Origin of the sequence: Streptomyces sp. NBC_00461 (assembly GCF_036013935.1) — a bacterium.
Classification (GTDB): Bacteria; Actinomycetota; Actinomycetes; order Streptomycetales; family Streptomycetaceae; genus Streptomyces.
This window is the reverse complement of record NZ_CP107902.1, coordinates 8,740,545-8,756,000: the sequence shown is the minus strand read 5'-3', so window position 1 is coordinate 8,756,000 and position 15,456 is coordinate 8,740,545. Positions and strand designations below refer to the sequence as shown.

Here is a 15,456-nt window from a genome sequence, read left to right as displayed (position 1 = left end):
GTGGCTATCATCGGGGCATGCAGTTCCAGCAGCTCCAGTACTTCGTCGCGGTCGCGGAGACCCGGCACTTCACCCGGGCCGCGGAGCTCGTCCATGTCGCGCAGCCCTCCCTTTCCCAGCAGATCAAGGCACTGGAGCGGGAGCTAGGGGCCGGTCTGTTCCTGCGGGCGCGCGGCAACATCACGCTCACCGACGCGGGCGAGGCGCTGCTGCCGCTGGCCCGCCGCATCCTGGCCGACGCGGACACGGCCCGGCACGAGGTGCAGGAGCTGGTGCAGCTGCGCAGCGGCCGGGTCCGGCTGGGCGCGACGCCCAGTGTCTGCACCGGGCTGCTGCCGGACGTGCTGCGCGCCTTCCACGACCGCTACCCGGGCATCCAGCTGCTGATCGAGGAGGGCGGCTCCCACGATCTCGTACGGGAACTCGCCCGCGGCGCCCTCGACCTCGCCCTGGTCGTCCTGCCGCTGCCGACGCCCTCGCCGGCGCTGACGACCGTGGAGCTGCTGCGCGAGGACCTGGTGGTGGTGTCATCGCCGGAGGCACCCGCACCCGGCGGTCCGGGCCGACGCACGGTCCGCGTCTCCGATCTGGAGTCAGAGCGCCTGGTGATGTTCCGGCACGGCTACGACCTGCGCGAACTGACCGTGGCCGCCTGCCGTGCCGAGGGCTTCGAACCCGACTTCGCGGTGGAGGGCGGGGAGATGGACGCGGTGCTGGGCTTCGCCCGGGCGGGCCTGGGCGTGGCCGTCGTCCCGCGCATGGTCGCCACGCGGTCCGGGCGGGGTCTACGGGTCACCCCGCTCGCCCGCCCCGGACTGCACCGCACGATCGCCCTGGCACACCGCAGCGACGTGGCCCCGCCCCGGGCCGCCCGCGAACTCCAGCGGATGCTGCTGGAACGGTGAGCCCGTGTCGGTGCCTGTGACTCAGCCCGTCGCGTCCACCAGCGCCAACTCGTGCAGCCGGTCCGGCGGGCCCGGGCGGGCGTAGTACCAGCCCTGCGCCGTGTCGCAGCCCAGTATCCGCAACTGCTCGGCCTGGGCGCCGGTCTCCACGCCCTCCACCGTCACCGCGAGGTCCAGGCTGTGGGCGAGGGAGACGATCCCTTCGACGATCTTGAGGTCGACGGGGTCCGCCGGGAACTGCTGCATGCTCTGGGTGAAGGAGCGGTCCAGCTTGAGGATGCTGACCGGGAGGCGGCGCAGGTTCGCCAGGTTCGAGTAGCCGGTGCCGAAGTCGTCCAGGGCGATGTCCACGCCCATTTCGGCAAGCCGGCGCAGCGGCTTGAGCAGGTCGTCGTCGGCGCCGATGAGGGCGGACTCGGTGACCTCTAGGCACAGCGCGTCCGGTGCGACGCCCGCGCGCTCCAGGATGTCGACGGTGTCCTGGACCAGGCCGGGGTGGGTGAGCTGGCAGGGCGAGAGGTTGACGTTGATGCGGAGCGGGCCCGCATCGTCGTACCGTTCTCGCCACTCGCGGGCCTGGCGCACCGACTGCTCAAGGACCCAGCGGCCCAACGGGACGATCAGGCCGGTGTGTTCGGCGAGCGGAATGAAGCGGTCCGGGCCGAGGACGCCGTGCTGCGGGTGCAGCCAGCGCACCAGCGCCTCGGCGCCGCGCACGCTGCCGTCGCCGAGGTGGACGAGCGGCTGGTACTCGATGAAGAACTCGCCCCGGTCCAGCGCCGTCGGCAGCGCGGTGGTCAGCCCGTGCCGGGTGATGGCGCGGGCGTCGGCCTCCTCGTCGGCGAGCTCGAAGCGGTTGCCGCCCGCCGACTTGGCCCGGTACATGGTGATGTCGGCGCTGCGCAGCACCTCCGCCGGGCTGCGCTCCCCCGCCGGCCCCTCGACGATGCCGATGCTGCCGCGCACGGTGAGTTCACGGCCGTCGACGCTGATCGGGGTGACCAGCGCGTTCATGATGCGGGCGGCGAGTTCGTCGACCTCGTGCTGGGTGTCGGCGCCGGTGGTCAGCGCCACGAACTCGTCGCCGCCGAGCCGGGCGACCATCTCGCCGGGCGCGGTCGTGCACGCCTGCAGCCGGTCGGCGACCTCGACGAGCATCCGGTCGCCGGCCGCGTGGCCGAGGCTGTCGTTGACGGTCTTGAAGCCGTCCAGGTCGAGGTAGCACAGGCCGAAGCGCTGGCCGCTGCCCGCGCCCAGCGCCTTCTCCAGGCGCTCGAAGAAGAAGGTGCGGTTGGGCAGGCCGGTGAGCGCGTCGTGGGTGGCCTCGTAGCGCAGCCGCAGATTGAGCAGCCGGCGTTCGGTGGTGTCCTCCATGAGGGCCAGCTGGTACTGCGGGGTGCCGTCGGCGTCGCGCAGCAGCGAGACCGTCAGGTTGGTCCACAGGACCGTTCCGTCAGGTCGGTAGAACGCCTTCTCCAGGTGGTAGTGCTCGCGCTCGCCGCGGACGAGTTCGTCGTAGAGCGTCCAGGTCTGCGGCGCGTCCTCGGGGTGGGTCCACTCCTGGACCCTGCGGCCGCGGATCATCTGGTCGGTGAGACCGAACATGCGCAGCAGGGCGCCATTGACTTGCAGGACGTTGCCATCGAGGTCGGCGATGCCGATTCCTATGGCCGCGCCCTCGAAGACCGCGCGGAAGCGGGCCTCGGTGTCGTGCAGCGCCTGCGCCACCAGGCCCTGCGCCTTCAGGGCCGCCGCGGAGATTGCCTCCTGCTCGGCCAGCGTCCGTTCGCGCAGTGCCTGTGCGAACCCGGCGGCCATGGCGTGCTGCAACCGCGCCGAACGCGCCCGCAGTTCCTCCCGGTCGCCGTCCTCGCCGCAGTAGAGCACCAGGTAGGCGTCGACGCAGTCCAGGGTGCGGGTGAGCGCCTCCGGGTCGGTGCAGTGCGCTCCGACGAGGGCCGCGCCGACCGCCCTGCCCTCGTCCGCGTCGAGCGTCCGGGTGTGCAGCGCCTCGCTCAACCGCCGGGCCAGTGGCAGGAGTTGCTGCTCCAACTCCGGCCGGGTCAGCGACGTCGAGGTCACCGGGAAGACCGCCCGGCTCCAGATCGTCGCGAACCTGCGCAGTCTGTCGAAAGGCCCGTCCGGTTCCGCGGTCACGCCGTACGCCCCACGCCGGCGAACCCGGAGAACGCATAAGGATCCTCGTCCTCCGGTGCCGTCTCGGGCCGCCAGTGCGGCATCGACACCAGTCCCGGTTCCACCATGTCGTACCCCTCGAAGAACCGCGCGATGTCGTCGCGCGAACGCATGATCAGCGGGTTGCGAATGTCCTTGTACACGTCCACCGTGCCCGCCGCCCGCTCGGCGGGGAGCGGGATTCCCTCGTACGAGGCATGGGTGAGGATCAGCAGGCTGCCGGGCGCGAGCGCCTCGCGCAGTTCGGCCACGGCCCCGTACGGGTCGTCCTCGTCTTCCACGAAGTGCAGTATGGCAACCAGAAGGAGCGCCACTGGCCGGTTCAGGTCGATCAGTCGCTCCACTTCGGCGCTCGCGAGGATCTCCTGGGGCTTGCGGAGGTCGGCGGCGACGACGCCCGCACCCTCGTTGCCCGCGAGGACCGCCTCGCTGTGCGCGACGGCGACCGGGTCGTGGTCGACGTACACGACGTGCGCGCCGGGCCGGGCCGCCTGGGCCACCTCGTGGGAGTTGCCGAAGGTGGGAATGCCCGAACCGATGTCCAGGAACTGGTCGATGCCCTCGTCCACGGCGAAGCGCACGGCCCTGCGCATGAAGGCACGGTTCGCCTGCATGATCTTGGGGAGCCCCGGCATGAACTCCATCGCCTTGCGGGCCGCGTCCCGGTCGACCTCGAAGTTGTGCGAACCGCCCAGGTAGTAGTCGTAGATGCGGGAGACACTGGGCACCGAGATGTCGATGCTTCGTGGGGCCCAGGCGGGACGCTCCATCTATCTCTCCAAGGCGTTGGCGATCCGGTGTTCGAGCTGAGGCTACTGATCGCCTGCCAACGGGGCGAGCTGAAACGGAAATTGACCGTCCGTTCCCGGTCACTGCCTGTGGCACTTGCCGCATTCGTCCGGTACTGCGCCGCGCCGGGGCCAACTCCCGTCCCTCCAGGGGCACAACGCAAAGGGGTCCGCCCCCTCCGTGCGGTGCGGAGGGGGCGGACCACGGTCGTACGCGCTGTCCGGTGCAGTCAACCCTGGGGAGGTGACGGCTACTTCTTCGGCGCGCCGACCGGCTTTCCGTCGGGCGCCATGGCGTACCACGTGCCGCCCACGCCCTGGCCGTTGGTCTCCCCGGGCGCCTTGTCACCGGAGAAGGTGTACGCCGGCCAGCAGTCGACGGTCATCTGCTTGACGCCGTCGGGGCGGGTGAAGCCCATCAGGCCCTTCTTCTCGACGCCCTTGGTGTCGTTGGGCTCGACCGGGGCGACGGCCGGCCACTTCTCCAGGCAGGAACCGGTGCAGTTGGAGATCGGGTCGGGCCAGGCCACGTCCTTCAGGAAGCGGTAGACCGTCATGCCGTTCTTGTCGACGACGATCTTGCCGAGCGTGGGGTCGGTGCGCACCGACAGACCGGGCAGGCTCGCGAGCGTGGCCTTCTTGCCGTCGGGGGCGAGCGCGAACCACTTGCCGCCCACGCCCTGACCGGCGATGTCCCCGGCCTTGGAGTCCTTCGCGTAGCGGTACGCGGGCCAGCCGCTGATGGTCAGCTGCTTGGTGCCGTCGGCCCGGGTGACCTCGCCGAGCAGGGCCTTGTCGATGCCGGCGCCGGCCGTGGCGTCGTCCGCGGGAACCGGCGGCCAGGTCTTGGCGCAGTCGCCGTCGCAGCTCGACTTGGGCGGCTCGGCGGTGTCCGCGTCGAAGCGGTACAGGGTCAGACCGCCGCCGTCCGTCAGCACCTTGCCGAGTTCGGCGTTCTGGGTGACGGCAAGCTTGCCCGCGGCCGAGGGCTGGGCCGCGGAGCCCTGCCCGTCGGCCCCGTAGCCGTTGCTGGGACTGGCGGCGGTCGTGCCGCCGGCGGCGACGCTGCCGTAATCGCCCGCCGCGGCCGTGGCCCCGACGTTCTGGCTGCCCACGGAGGAAGTGCCGCTGTCCTGGCCGCACGCCGTCGTCAGGGCCAGCATGGCCGCGGCGCCCACCACATACGAGGCGCTCCGCCAGGAGGTCTTCATCGTCAACAACTCCCCATAATCACAACGGTGTTGCAGCGCCCTGCTGCTCCGCTGCACGAGCATGGGTACGAATGGGACCCGCGGTTGTGTTCAACCGCCTCACAAATTTCTTTCCGGAACCCGTGACACCGGCACTCCATCTCGCACATACGTGCGCATTTACGGCCCCCCGGGTGCACGCCGGTCAAACCACCGCACGCCCTTCATCCCCCGTTCGGACCAATCCCGGCGCGCTCCGGCGCGCCTCGGCGCGCCAAGGCTCATGATCTTCGTCGTGCATGGACCCGAACCGACCCAAACCACCTTCGCCGCAAGGGCGTTGGCGCTGGTGACGCTGACCTGGCTGCTGGTGGGGGCACCGGCCGGCGCGGCGACGGCCGACGCCTGCGCATACGCCTCGGCCGGCCCGGACGGGATACAGGCGGTGGCGGTCGCCGGAGACCTCTCCTGGCCGACTCCCCCGGTGTGCCCCCCACCCACGCCGACACCGCCCCCCACACCGACACCCAAGCCCTCGCCGACACCCCCCAAGCCGAAGCCGCCCCCTCCGGCGCCCACACCCACACCCACCCCCACCCCAAAGCCGAAACCGACACCGAAGCCGACCCCGAAACCCGAACCGCCGCCCGCCTCGCCCTCTCCGGCGCCTGCGCGGCCCGCGCCACCTCGCCCGACCCCGAGCCCGACTCCCCCGCCCGCGCCGACCCCTCCGGCTCCGCCCCCCACCCCGAAGCTGTCGGCCAAGCCCACCCCCCGTCCGGTCGCGGCCCCGGTGACCTACCCGCACTACCGGACGCCGGTACGCAAGAGTCCGTCGCACGGCACTGCGTCACCGATCGTCTTTGTCCTGATCATCACGGCGCCCGCCGTGATCGCCGTCGCCGCCCTGCGGCCGCGCTGATTTCTGGAGGCATCTCTTGCCGGAATGGCTTGTTCTCACCCTCGCGATGCTGGCCGCCTGCGCCGTCGTGGTCATCATCACCTTCGTGCGACACCGGGCCGCGCCCGAGGACGAGGACCCCAACGACACCCCTGACGTCATCGAGTACATGACCATGTGGATCGGCGTGGTGTACGCCATCGTCCTGGGCCTGGCCATCGCCGGCGTGTGGGAGGGGCGCAGCGCCGCCCAGGACCACGTACAGGCGGAGGCCGTCGCACTGCACGAGATCTCGGAGCGGGTACGGGTCTATCCGGCCGACGTCCGTGACCGGATTCGGGACGATGTCAACGCCTATGTCGGACAGGTCGTCAACACCGAGTGGAAGACGATGGCCGACGACGGCCGCCTCACCTCGCGCGGTGCCGAACTCTTCGCCCGCGTCCGCCAGGACGTCACCGACTACCAGCCGAAGACGGACTTCGAGGCCCAGGCGTACCAGCCGCTCCTGGACCAGGTCACCGCGGCGGACCAGGCCCGCAGTGCCCGGGCCGACTCCATGGGGGCGACCATGCCGGGCGTGGTGTGGTTCGGGCTGCTGGCCGGGGCCGTGGTCACCATCGGCATGATCTTCGCGCTGCAGATCCGGCGCACCATGCGCGAACTGATCCTCGCCGGGCTGTTCTCCGCCCTGATCGCCTTCCTGCTGTTCCTCATCTGGGACTTCGACGCGCCGTACACCCGGGGCATCACGGCCTCGGCGTCACCGTTCCTGAACCTCTTCCCGCACATCCAGTCCTGAGCGGCCCTCACCCGACGAAGCGCCGGGGGACGCGCGCCACGCCGTCACCGTCCCCTGGCCGGCCCACACGGTTGCCCCATTCGCGCTACTCCGATCGCGCGCACGCACACCTGTTCCTAGCGTTTCGGTCATCGAGGTGCATTTCCCCTGAAAGCGGAAAGGGTCCGCAGCTGCTCCTCGGGGACCGGAGGAACACCATGCGCGCGATACGCGTCGCCTCGGCCGTACTGCTGGGCCTCGGCGCCCTGGCCCTCTCCGCACCGGCCGCCGTCGCCAGAGGCGACGGCCACAACATCACACCCTTCGCCTTCAGCGTGCTGCCCTCGACCGTCGCGGCCGGTGCCCAGGTCACGCTTCATGTGAACCGGGACGGCGACTGCAAGGGACCGGCGACGGTCAGATCGGCGGTGTTCGACACCGTCACCATCCGGCCGGGCAGTTCCTGGGCACAGGCGAAGGTCGACTGGGACGCCAAGCCGGGCGCCGTGTACCGGGTGACGTTCACCTGTGACGGCGCCAGCGGTTCCACGGATCTGACCATCGCCGGCGGCCACCCGCACCACCCGACACCCGTACCGGTCAACCCCACGGTGGTGCCCGTCACTCCCAGCCGCGGCGTGCACGCCGGTGAGGGCGGCAGCATCGCCGGGTTCGACCTCAAGGAGATCGGGATGGGCGCGGCGCTCATCGCGGGCTCGGTCGGAGCGGCGTACCACTTCTCGCGCCGCCGCAACGGCGAGGACGACGCCTGAGGACATGCCTTCGCCCCGGAACCCTCAACAGGTTCCGGGGCGAAGGCATGTCGGAAGGTCAGATGCGCCTCTCGGACCTCCGGCGCAACCAGAACACCCCGCCGGCCACGACGGCCGCGGCCACGAGACCGCCACCGATGGCCACGTCGGTCGGCGTCGCCCCGCTGGAGTTGCTGCCACCGAGACCGCCCTGGACGCCTCCGATGACGGTGAAGGCGGCCGGGTTCGTCAGGGTCCTGCCGTTGCAGTTGACGGTGATGCTGTGCGAGCCCGTCCGCGCGTTCCTGTTGACCGTCGCGGTGCCCCTGGCCGTGTTGGTGTTTCTGACCGGGGTCAGAGGCGTGGGCTGGAACGCCTCCGAGGTCGCCGTGCCGCCGCCGGGGCAGCCGTCGACGGTGATGGTCAGTTGCCCGCCACGGGCGATGACACTGGGCAGGGCGACGATGTTGGTCGGGCTGATGTTCATGCCGTCCCGCGCGACGGCCACCGGCGCGGCGAGGCCGAGGGCGGCGACCGCGACGGCAGAGACCGCCAGGGCACGATGAGTACTCATGTGATCCTCCGCGGAAGACGCCCCGGGGCCCGTCCCCGGTCTGTCGGCGAGAAAGCGTCTCCCAGAAAAACCCTCAGTTGCGCTGGACTCGCCCGCATTTCGGCGATGGTCCGTCCTGGTGAGAGGACACGCCGGGCTATTGCCGCGCAATCGGATATCGCCGCAGGTCACGGACCGTCAGAAAATTCTGGTCCGCCGCGACTCGGATGGCGCACCGAAGCGTGGAAGCCACCCGTTCGCTTCTGTCCCGTCGCCGGTTTCCCCCGCGGCATTTAGCGTTGTCCTCATGCGCGAATGGCGGGGCGACGGCCGCGTCGAGAGGGGAAACGAATGTCTGCGTCCGAGTTGGCCGAACTGGCTGAAGAGGAGGAGCGGCGGAAGAAGCGTGCTCCTTGGGGCGTGATAGCGCTTGTTCTGCTGACCGGCCTCGCGCTCATTCGGAACGGCTCGGGAGAGTTCGACGTGGGTCCGCCGCAGCCCGCCTCCGCGGCCGCCGCCGACAGCCGGGTCCCCGGCGCCACGGGCACCGTCCAGCCGCTGCCGTACGCCCTGCCCGACCGGGTCAGGATCCCCACGATCCGGGTCGACGCACCGGTCCTGCCGGTGGGCCTGGACTCGGACGGCTGGGTCGCGGCGCCGCCCCCGGAGGACCCGAATCTGGCGGGCTGGTTCACCGGCGGCGTCTCTCCCGGCGAGAAGGGCACCGCGGTGGTGGTCGGCCACGTCGACAACAAACAGGGCCCCGCCGTTTTCTACAACCTCGGCGCCCTGAAGAAGGGAAATCGCGTCGAGGTCGCCCGCAAGGACGGAAAGACGGCCGCATTCGAGATCTACGGCATCGAGGTCTTCGACAAGAACAACTTCCCCGGCGACCGCGTCTACGCGTCCAAAGGCGGACCGGAACTGCGGGTCATCACCTGCGGGGGCGGTTTCTCGAAGCAGCACGGTTACGACGGGAACGTCGTCGTCTTCGCCCGCCTGGTCGAGACCCGCTGAGAGTTTCCCCGACCGGGCGGGCGGAATCCGGTTATGCGTTTCGCCTTCTCGGCAGGGTGATGTGGTAGCCGGAATCCAGTAGTTGCGGCAGATAGGTGCGCAGGGCCCGGACACTCTGGGAACGGTTGCCCCCGGCGTCGTGCGAGAGCACCACGACGCCGGGGGCGGCGCCGTCCTCGACGCGGTGGACGATGGTGCGGGTGCCGGGGGTGGTCCAGTCGAGGCTGTCGACGGTCCAGGCGAGGGGCTCCATGCCCATCTCGGCGCCGAGTTGGAAGGCCGCGCGGTTCCAGGCACCGTAGGGGGCACGGAACCACACGGGCGGCTCCCCGTAGGCCTTCTCGATGACGTCGCTGGTGCGCTCCATCTCGGAGCGGATCCGGGAGCGCCTCAGACGGGTCAGCAGGGGGTGGGTCCAGGTGTGGTTGCCGACGATGTGGCCGTCGTCGGCCATCCGTGCCAGCAGGTCCTGGTTGTCGACGGCCATCTCCCCGCACACGAAGAACATGGCGCGTACGTCGTGCTCGGCCAGGGTGTCCAGGATGTGCGGGGTGTATCGGGGGTCGGGGCCGTCGTCGAAGGTCAGCACCATCGTGCGGCCGCGGCCGGACATGCGCAGGAACGGCTCGTGCCGTACGGGCGTCCTGCCGGGTGCCGCACGCGGCGGCCCGCCGTACCCGGTCAGGGGCTGGAGACGGTAGGCGGACGGCTTGAGCGCGGAGCCGGCCCGGGGGCCGGCGGCGGGGGCAGCAGGGGCGGGGGCGGGCCGGACCGGCTCCTCGCCCCCACTCAGCGCGAGGGCGCTTCCGGCGCCTGCCGCGCCCAGAACGGCTGCGGCGGCGATCAACGCCCGGCGCCGTGTGAGCAACTGATCGTTCTTCATGACTCATCAGTCGCCCGCCCGCGGGCCGACGCTCCCCGGCAACACCGAAGCGGCGGCAGAAATCCACCTGCCTGGCCCAAGCAACCGGCCGGTCACGGCGTGTCGCCGGCACCGCGGCGCGAACTCGCGCTCGGTGTGCGGGGGTTCCGGGGGTGGCGCCGGAGGCGCGCACCGCAGGCGTGAGCGGTCAGCGGCGGCGTACCAGCGGGAACGGCAGCGTCTCGCGGATCGTCAGGCCCGTGAGGAACATGACCAGCCGGTCGACGCCGATGCCCAGGCCTCCGGTGGGCGGCATCGCGTATTCGAGGGCGTCGAGGAAGTCCTCGTCGAGTTCCATCGCCTCGGGGTCTCCCCCGGCGGCCAGCAGGGACTGGGCGGTGAGGCGGCGGCGCTGTTCGACGGGGTCGGTCAACTCGGAGTAGGCGGTGCCGAGTTCCGTGCCGAAGGCGACCAGGTCCCACCGCTCGGCCAGCCGTGGGTCGCTGCGGTGCTGGCGGGTGAGCGGGGAGACGTCGGTCGGGAAGTCCTTGTAGAACGTGGGAAGTTGGGTCTTCTCCTCGACGAGGCGTTCGTACATTTCGAGTACGACGTCGCCGCGGCCGTCGTCGACGGTGTACGGGACGCCGGCCCGGTCGCACAGCCCCAGCAGCGCCTCCAGGTCCGTGTCCGCGTCGATCTCCTCCCCCAGCGCCTCGGAGATCGCGCCGTAGACCGTCTTGACCGGCCAGGACCCGGAGATGTCGTACACCGTGCCGTCCTTGTGGGCGATGGGCGAGCCGAAGGCGGCGGTGGCCGCGCCCTGGATCAGTTCCCGGGCGAGGTCGAGCATCACGTCGTAGTCGGCGAAGGCCTGGTAGGCCTCCAGCATCGTGAACTCGGGGTTGTGCTTGTAGGACACGCCCTCGTTGCGGAAGGTGCGGCCCAGCTCGAAGACCTTCTCCATCCCGCCGACGCACAGCCGCTTCAGATACAGCTCGGGGGCGATGCGCAGGTAGAGGTCTAGGTCGTAGGCGTTGATGTGGGTGGTGAAGGGGCGGGCGTTGGCGCCGCCGTGGATCTGCTGCAGCATCGGAGTCTCGACCTCGAGGTAGCCGCGCTCCAACAGGCCCTGACGCAGGGCCTGTACGGCGGTGGAGCGGGCGCGGATCACCGCGCGGGCATCGGGGCTGGAGACCAGGTCGAGGTAGCGCATGCGGACCTTGGCCTCGGGGTCGGCGAGGCCCCCGCGCTTGTCGGGCAGCGGGCGCAGGCACTTGCCGATGAGCTGCCAGGAGGTGACGAAGACGGTGGGCTCGCCCTTGTCACTGATGCCCGCGCGGCCGGTGGCACTGATGTGGTCGCCGATGTCGGTGTCGGCCGTGAAGCAGTCGAGGGCGGGCCCGGAGTCCTCACGGGTGAGGGCGAGTTGGCGGTCGCCGGACCAGTCGCGCAGAACGGCGAAGACGATGCCGCCGAAGTCACGGACCAGCATGATGCGGCCCGCGACGGTGACCTTCTCGCCCTCGCGGACGTCGGCGAGGGCGTGGGTGCGCTGCGGGATGCCGACGGGGTAGGGGTCGGTGCCGTCGGCGCGCAGCCGGTCGAGCGTGCGGTGCCGGATGCGGACCTGTTCGGGCAGGCCGGCATGCCCGTCGCCGGGCCCGGCCTCGTCCCCTCCGGCGAGGCCGAGCGCCGACAGCGACGGCAGGCCCTCGGTGGTCGCGGGCCTGGACGCGCCCTTCGGGTGCCCCTTTCCCCAGAGTTTGCGCAGGGACGGTACCGAGACGAAGCCTTCGGCGATGGCGGAGGCCAGGCCGATGCGGGCGAGGGAGCCGGTGTCGCCGTAGCAGATGAAGCGGGGATACCACTCGGGGTGGTACTTGGCGTTGGAGCGGTACAGGGCCTCCAGCTGCCACCACCGGGAGAAGAACAGCAACAGGCGCCGCCACAGCCTGAGGACGGGTCCGGCGCCGATGCGGGCGCCCTCCTCGAAGGCCGAGCGGAAGACGGCGAAGTTGAGGGAGATCCTTCGGACGCCCAGCTTCGGGGCGGCGGCGCACAGGTCGGCGACCATGAACTCCATGACCCCGTTGGGTGCGCTGCGGTCACGGCGCATCAGGTCGAGGGAGACGCCGTCGCGGCCCCAGGGCACGAAGGACAGCAGGGCGAGGAGGCGGCCGTCCTCACTGAGGGCTTCCACGAGGAGGCAGTCTCCGTCGGCCGGGTCGCCGAGGCGGTCCAGGGCCATGGAGAAGCCGCGCTCGGTCTCGGTGTCGCGCCAGGCGTCGGCCTTGTCGACGACCGCCTCCATCTCCTCGTCGGTGAGGTTGGCGTGGCGGCGGACGCGGCAGTGGGCGCCGGTGCGGCGGACCCGGTGCACGGCCTGCCGGGTGACCCGCATGTCGCGGCCGTCGAGGTCGAAGCCGGCGACGTTCAGGATCGCCTCGTCGCCGAGTTGCAGCGCGCCGAGTCCGGCGCGGGCGAAGGCCTTGGCGCCGTCCTCCGAGGCGCCCATCGCGGCGGGGGCCCAGGCGTGCCGGCGGGCCACGTCCAGCCACGCGGCGATGGCGTGCGGCCAGGCCTCCCGGTCGCCCACGGGGTCGCCGCTGGCAAGGCAGACGCCGGCCTCGACGCGGTAGGTGACGGCGGCCTTGCCGCTGGGCGAGAAGACGACGGCCTTGTCGCGGCGGGTGGCGAAGTAGCCGAGGGAGTCCTGCTCGCCGTAGGCCCCAAGGAGGGCGCGGATGCGGGGCTCCTCGTCACCGTGCAGGGCGGATTCCATGCGCTGCGAACGGAACAGGGTGGAGGCGGCGTTGAGCAGGGCGACGGCGCCGAACAGGCCGAGCAGGAAGAACAGGGCCCGGGGTGGGTGCCCGTCGAAGGAATGGCCCGAGACCAGGCCGCCCAGGACCCGGTTGGCGGCCCATGGCAGGCGCTGGCCGCGTGGGAGCGTGCCGGGGAACAGCTCCACCAGGCCCCAGCCGGCGAGGATGCCGACGGCGAGTCCGGCGAGCAGCACGAGCAGGGCGCGGCGGACGGCGGCGCGGCGGGAGGCGGCGTAGAACTCCCGGCGGGCGACGATCAGCAGGGTCAGCGCGAGGGAGCAGACGACGAGGGAGGGGATGGACTCGGCGTACAGGCCCACCAGGACGCCGAGGACGTCGTCGAGGACCAGCAGTCCCAGGTAGACGACGACCAGCCACCAGGCGATCTTCTTGCGGGCGGCGGTCGCGGCGGCGAGCAGGAAGAGGAAGACGGCGTAGGCGAGATTGGCGCTGACCGGCACGATGAGCAGATCGAGGAAGCGGACCACCGGGCGCAGCAGGGCGCGCAGCGGTGGGATGAGGGCCAGCAGCACGCAGAGCAGTCCGAGGGCGCCGAAGAACGCCGCGAAGGCCTCGGGCACCTTGCTCATCGGCCCGTGGCCGGGCGGCCGGGTCCGGCCGGTGGTGTCCTTGGGCGGCAAGGCCTCCGCTGTGGCACTCATGGTTCCGACTGTAGGAAGAGCGCGGCCGCCGCGCCCGTCGAGAGGTCCCGCATGACGGGGGGACCTGGGGCTTCCGATAGCCTCGCAGCCGTGACGGAACAGCACTCGCACCAGTTCGAGCGGGGCACTGACGGGCCCAAGGTCATCGTGGTCGGAGTGGACGGCTCCGACTCCTCACTGCGCGCCGCGGCATATGCCGGTGGCCTGGCCCGGCGCCAGCATGCGCTGCTCGCCGTGGTGTACGTACAGCCGGTGATGGCCGCCGGTGCGGCCATGGGGGTGCCGGTCGCGGAGACGACGGACGAGATCGCCGAAGACCTGGTCGCCCAGATCCGGGACGCGACCGAGCGGACGAAGGGGATATTCGAGGTCCGCTGGGAGTTCCACACGTTCCGCGGTGACCCGTACGGCGGCCTGGTGAAGGCGGCCGACGAGCTGAAGGCGGACGCGGTGGTGGTGGGCGCTTCGGAGCAGGCGGGGCACCGGATCGTCGGGTCGGTGGCCATCCGGCTGGTGAAGGCCGGACGGTGGCCGGTGACCGTGGTGCCGTAGGCGTCACGGCCCCGGCCACCGGGACACGGCTTCCTCACGCAGCTTCGCGAGCACGGCCATACGGTTGTCCGCGTCGATCCTTTTCGTCGTGGTGCGGTCGGGACAGCACCTGCGGAACATCGAGCTGAAATGCGTGCCGTAGTGGATGCACTCGGCCGCGTCACCTCCCCACAGCGGGCGGGCCACGACGTTGAAGGCCGGCTCGTGGCGGGTGCCGACACGCGTGACGTGGATCATCGGGGTGGCGTCGGCGGTCATCGCCGGATTCCTGCCGATCGGCGAGGCGGCCGAACTCACCGACATCGGCATCCTGTTGGCGTTCGTGGTGGTGTGCACGGCGGTGATCGTGCTGCGCCACCGACGGCCGGATCTGCCGCGCACCTTCCGCACACCGTGGATGCCGTTCGTGCCGGCGCTGGGTGTCGTCGCCTCGATCTGGCCGATCACGTATCTGCAGTGGCAGACCTGGGTGCGGTTCGCCGTGTGGTTCCTGATCGGGTTCGGGATCTACTTCGGGTACTCCTGCAGGCGGTCGGAACTGGCCCGCCGCTAGAGTCTGCCGTGATCCGGGGCAACACCGGTGCGTTACGGGGGGATTGAGCAGGGATGCGATCGGGTGGAACGCGCGGGGCGGTCGTGAGCGCCGTGCTCGGTGCCGTCGCCGTACTGGTGCTCGGCGCGTGCGGGACGCAGGTGGCGGGCCGGGGGACGTCGGCATCGCCGACCGGCCCCGTCCCGTGGACCCTCGCGCAACCTTCGGCCGTCACCGGTGCCCGTCTCTCCGGCGACGGCCGCACGCTGCTCCTCGACGCTCAGGTGCCCAGCGGTGCACGCCCGTGCGTGCGGGGGCTGAAGGCGGTGCTCACCGAACCCGTGGAGAACAGCGTGCGGGTGCAGATCACCTTCTCCTCGCCGTCGGGCGACACGCGTTCCGGATGCACCAAGGAGAAGTCGGCCACGACGAAGGTCCGGCTGTCCGGTCCCTTGGGCGGCCGGGAGGTGGTCGTCGACAACGACGTGCAGTTCACCGCCGAGGGCGCCAGGCCGCCCGCGCTCAGGCTGTGCGGGCGGCTGGGCTGCACGCCGCCGGCCACCGGCTGCACGGCCGCCTCCTACGACCAGGCGCTGATCGCGGTCGATGCGCCCGAGCACACCTACCGGGACTCCCAGGACTGCGACGGCAGGTGGATGGTGATGGACTTCTCCTGGCGGACGGGGCCGGCCTGCGACGGCGACGCGGCCCCCGGCTGCTCGTCCCGGCTCGGCGACCGCTGGTTCTTCAAGGCGGAGAAGTCCGGCTGGGTACCGATCGCCGAAGGCTGCCGCACCGTGCAGCGCAGGGAACCGGCCTTCCCGACCTCGATGTGCAGGTCGCTGGCTCCGCTCTCCCCCTCGCTGCACCCCAGCTACCCGCCCGCGTCGCCCGCGCCGGGCCGCTCGTCGGCATCGGCCTCCCCGAGCCCGTCCTGAGA

14 protein-coding genes and 1 pseudogene are annotated in these 15,456 nt (G+C 71.2%); 8 read left to right on the top strand and 7 right to left on the bottom strand.

Features of this window, described 5'->3' with window-relative positions; genetic code table 11:
• The first annotated feature begins 17 nt into the window (after window positions 1-17).
• Window positions 18-905 carry a LysR family transcriptional regulator gene (locus tag OG870_RS40525; protein ID WP_266528922.1) on the top strand — a complete coding sequence of 296 codons (888 nt, stop codon included), beginning with the start codon at window positions 18-20 and terminating at the stop codon, window positions 903-905.
• Between the two features lie 21 nt (window positions 906-926).
• On the opposite strand, the gene OG870_RS40520 is transcribed toward OG870_RS40525, so the two are convergent.
• The 3 genes from OG870_RS40520 to OG870_RS40510 form a co-directional block, all read right to left on the bottom strand.
• Complete coding sequence (locus OG870_RS40520; protein WP_266528925.1) at window positions 927-3,062, bottom strand: putative bifunctional diguanylate cyclase/phosphodiesterase; 2,136 nt, start codon at window positions 3,060-3,062, stop codon at window positions 927-929.
• Entirely contained in the window at window positions 3,059-3,871 is an 813-nt protein-coding gene (locus OG870_RS40515; protein ID WP_327692008.1) for an SAM-dependent methyltransferase, read from the bottom strand. Before OG870_RS40515 ends, OG870_RS40520 begins: the two co-directional genes overlap by 4 nt.
• Before the next feature lie 269 nt (window positions 3,872-4,140).
• The gene (locus tag OG870_RS40510) at window positions 4,141-5,100 is read right to left on the bottom strand and encodes an SCO0930 family lipoprotein (protein WP_266528931.1); all 960 of its coding nucleotides are present in this window, start codon (window positions 5,098-5,100) and stop codon (window positions 4,141-4,143) included.
• 274 nt (window positions 5,101-5,374) lie between these two features.
• Here OG870_RS40510 and OG870_RS40505 point away from each other — a divergent pair, with 274 nt between their 5' ends.
• The 3 genes from OG870_RS40505 to OG870_RS40495 all read left to right on the top strand — a co-directional run bounded on the left by OG870_RS40505 (window position 5,375) and on the right by OG870_RS40495 (window position 7,534).
• The gene (locus OG870_RS40505) at window positions 5,375-6,001 is read left to right on the top strand and encodes a hypothetical protein (protein ID WP_327692007.1); all 627 of its coding nucleotides are present in this window, start codon (window positions 5,375-5,377) and stop codon (window positions 5,999-6,001) included.
• Between the two features lie 16 nt (window positions 6,002-6,017).
• Window positions 6,018-6,782, top strand: coding sequence for a bestrophin-like domain (locus OG870_RS40500; RefSeq protein ID WP_266528937.1), 765 nt, complete (start codon window positions 6,018-6,020; stop codon window positions 6,780-6,782).
• Window positions 6,783-6,979: 197 nt separating this feature from the next.
• The gene (locus tag OG870_RS40495; RefSeq protein WP_266591930.1) at window positions 6,980-7,534 is read left to right on the top strand and encodes a hypothetical protein; all 555 of its coding nucleotides are present in this window, start codon (window positions 6,980-6,982) and stop codon (window positions 7,532-7,534) included.
• Window positions 7,535-7,592: 58 nt separating this feature from the next.
• Here OG870_RS40495 and OG870_RS40490 read toward each other — a convergent pair whose 3' ends face one another.
• Entirely contained in the window at window positions 7,593-8,087 is a 495-nt protein-coding gene (locus OG870_RS40490; RefSeq protein ID WP_266528942.1) for a hypothetical protein, read from the bottom strand.
• Between the two features lie 330 nt (window positions 8,088-8,417).
• Here OG870_RS40490 and OG870_RS40485 point away from each other — a divergent pair, with 330 nt between their 5' ends.
• Window positions 8,418-9,083 (top strand): class F sortase, encoded by a 666-nt coding sequence (locus OG870_RS40485; RefSeq protein WP_266528945.1) that lies wholly within the window; start codon window positions 8,418-8,420, stop codon window positions 9,081-9,083.
• Window positions 9,084-9,114: 31 nt separating this feature from the next.
• Here the strand turns inward: OG870_RS40485 and OG870_RS40480 are convergent, their stop codons facing one another.
• Window positions 9,115-9,966 (bottom strand): polysaccharide deacetylase family protein, encoded by an 852-nt coding sequence (locus OG870_RS40480; protein WP_327692006.1) that lies wholly within the window; start codon window positions 9,964-9,966, stop codon window positions 9,115-9,117.
• Window positions 9,967-10,153: 187 nt separating this feature from the next.
• Complete coding sequence (lysX, locus tag OG870_RS40475) at window positions 10,154-13,432, bottom strand: bifunctional lysylphosphatidylglycerol synthetase/lysine--tRNA ligase LysX (RefSeq protein WP_266591929.1); 3,279 nt, start codon at window positions 13,430-13,432, stop codon at window positions 10,154-10,156.
• A 90-nt stretch (window positions 13,433-13,522) separates the two neighbouring features.
• Here lysX and OG870_RS40470 point away from each other — a divergent pair, with 90 nt between their 5' ends.
• Window positions 13,523-13,984 carry a universal stress protein gene (locus tag OG870_RS40470; RefSeq protein WP_266528954.1) on the top strand — a complete coding sequence of 154 codons (462 nt, stop codon included), beginning with the start codon at window positions 13,523-13,525 and terminating at the stop codon, window positions 13,982-13,984.
• Between the two features lie 3 nt (window positions 13,985-13,987).
• Here the strand turns inward: OG870_RS40470 and OG870_RS40465 are convergent, their stop codons facing one another.
• A complete protein-coding gene (locus tag OG870_RS40465) occupies window positions 13,988-14,242 on the bottom strand; it encodes a hypothetical protein (protein WP_327692387.1) in 255 nt (84 codons plus the stop codon).
• Between OG870_RS40465 and OG870_RS40460 the strand changes: the two are divergent.
• Window positions 14,196-14,537 (top strand): annotated as a pseudogene (locus OG870_RS40460) (amino acid permease C-terminal domain-containing protein); the annotation flags it as partial. The gene OG870_RS40465 and the pseudogene OG870_RS40460 sit on opposite strands and share 47 nt — an antisense overlap.
• Before the next feature lie 53 nt (window positions 14,538-14,590).
• Window positions 14,591-15,454 carry a hypothetical protein gene (locus OG870_RS40455; protein WP_327692005.1) on the top strand — a complete coding sequence of 288 codons (864 nt, stop codon included), beginning with the start codon at window positions 14,591-14,593 and terminating at the stop codon, window positions 15,452-15,454.
• Window positions 15,455-15,456: the final 2 nt, after the last annotated feature.